The organism is Saccharopolyspora elongata, assembly GCF_004348985.1.
Lineage (GTDB): Bacteria > Actinomycetota > Actinomycetes > Mycobacteriales > Pseudonocardiaceae > Saccharopolyspora > Saccharopolyspora elongata.
The window spans coordinates 1-1565 of sequence record NZ_SMKW01000210.1 but is presented as its reverse complement, the minus strand read 5'-3'; the positions used below and the strand labels follow the sequence as shown (position 1 = coordinate 1565).

Annotated in this window: 2 protein-coding genes; both read left to right on the top strand. The window is 64.5% G+C overall.

Features of this window, described 5'->3' with window-relative positions; all coding sequences use genetic code 11:
- The first annotated feature begins 82 nt into the window (after positions 1–82).
- Positions 83–529: a transposase gene (locus tag E1288_RS46330; RefSeq protein WP_132495701.1), complete on the top strand. Its 447-nt coding sequence runs from the start codon at positions 83–85 to the stop codon at positions 527–529.
- Complete coding sequence (locus E1288_RS46325) at positions 526–1530, top strand: IS3 family transposase (protein WP_132495699.1); 1005 nt, start codon at positions 526–528, stop codon at positions 1528–1530. The genes E1288_RS46330 and E1288_RS46325 overlap by 4 nt, the downstream gene beginning before the upstream one ends.
- Positions 1531–1565: the final 35 nt, after the last annotated feature.

The window sequence follows — 1565 nt, the reverse complement described above, 5'->3', positions numbered from 1 at the left end:
CCCTCTTTGTCAGGATGAGATGAGACACCTGGTGTGAGTGCCGGGTATGAGTGTGAGGGCGGGATCGGAGATCCTGGTAGTCGTGTCCACTTCATCCAACGACAGGTCGGGTCGGTCGGGTGGGCAGGGTGATGATCCTGCTCCGCGGCCGTCGCGGCGGGTATTCAGCCCGGAGTACAAGCTGGCGATCGTCGCCGAGTATGAGAACGCCCCCAACGGTGAGAAAGGCAAGATCCTGCGTCGGGAGGGCTTGTATTCCTCTCACATCATCGAGTGGACCCGTGCCCGTGACGCCGGGGCCCTGACCACCGGCTCCGGCAAGACCGGTGATGCCGGTGGTGCAGGGCCGAAGCGGGAGCGCAAGACCGCGGAGCAGCTTGAGCTGGAGAAACTGCGGCGGGAGAACGAGAAACTGAAGTCTGATCTAGGCAAGTCCCGAATGGCGCTGGACATTATGGGAAAAGCGCACGCGCTCTTGGAAGACATCTCCGGGAGCGCGGACAAGGACGAGCCGCCGAGGAGGTCATGACCACCGCGTTCACCGAACTCTGGGGCGCGGGAGTGTCGGTGAAACGCTCATGCGAGCTGACCGGACGCTCCCGTGCCACCCACTACCGGCGCATCAACCCGCCCGGCCCGGTGCACGGGCCGTGGCTGCCCCGCACGCCGCCACCGGGCACCTTGAGTGAGGACGAGCGGCAGGCAGTGCTGGAGTTATTAGCCGAGCCCCGCTATGCGGATCTGGCGATCCCGCAGGTCTGGGCTCGGGAACTGGATGAGGGCCGCTATCACTGCTCGATCTCCACGATGTACCGCGTAGCCCGCGCAGCCGGGCAGGTCCGCGAACGCCGCAGGCAGGCCACCCACCCGCCCCGCATCCGCCCGGAACTGGTCGCGCACGGACCGTCCCAGGTGTGGTCGTGGGACATCACCGCGCTGAAAGGACAGGCCAAAGGCGTCTGGTACAAGTGCTACGTCGTGATGGACATCTTCTCCCGCTACGTGACCGGCTGGCTGGTCGCTGCGGCCGAAGACGCCGTCGTCGCCAAGGATTTCCTCGGCGAGGCCATCGCCCGCAACGGGATCGAGCCGCACACGATCCACGCTGACCGGGGCGGGGCGATGGTGTCCAAACCCGTCTCTGAACTGCTGGTCGATCTCGGTGTCCTGCGATCACATTCCCGACCACGCACCTCCAACGACAACCCCTACTCCGAGGCCCAGTTCAAAACCATGAAATACGTACCCGACTTCCCCCAGCGGTTCGGGTCCCTGGAAGACGCCCGAACCTTCTGCGACGGTTTCTTCCTGGCATACAACCACGAACACCGCCACTCCGGCATCGGCCTGCACACCCCAGCATCCGTCCACTTCGGAACAGCCCAACACATCCACACAGCACGGCAAACCACCCTCGACCGCGCCCAGGCCGCTCACCCCGAACGCTTCACCCGCCGGCCCCGACCGCCCGCACTACCCACAGCGGCCTGGATCAACCAACCCACCGAAGATCAACAACCAGCCAACTGAACACAAACCGTCTCAATTTGACTTGACAACTACCG

Coding starts and splice junctions, on each gene's coding strand:
- E1288_RS46325 (WP_132495699.1), top strand. CDS start 526: ATGACCACCGCGTTCACCGAACTCTGGGGCGCGGGAGTGTCGGTGAAA.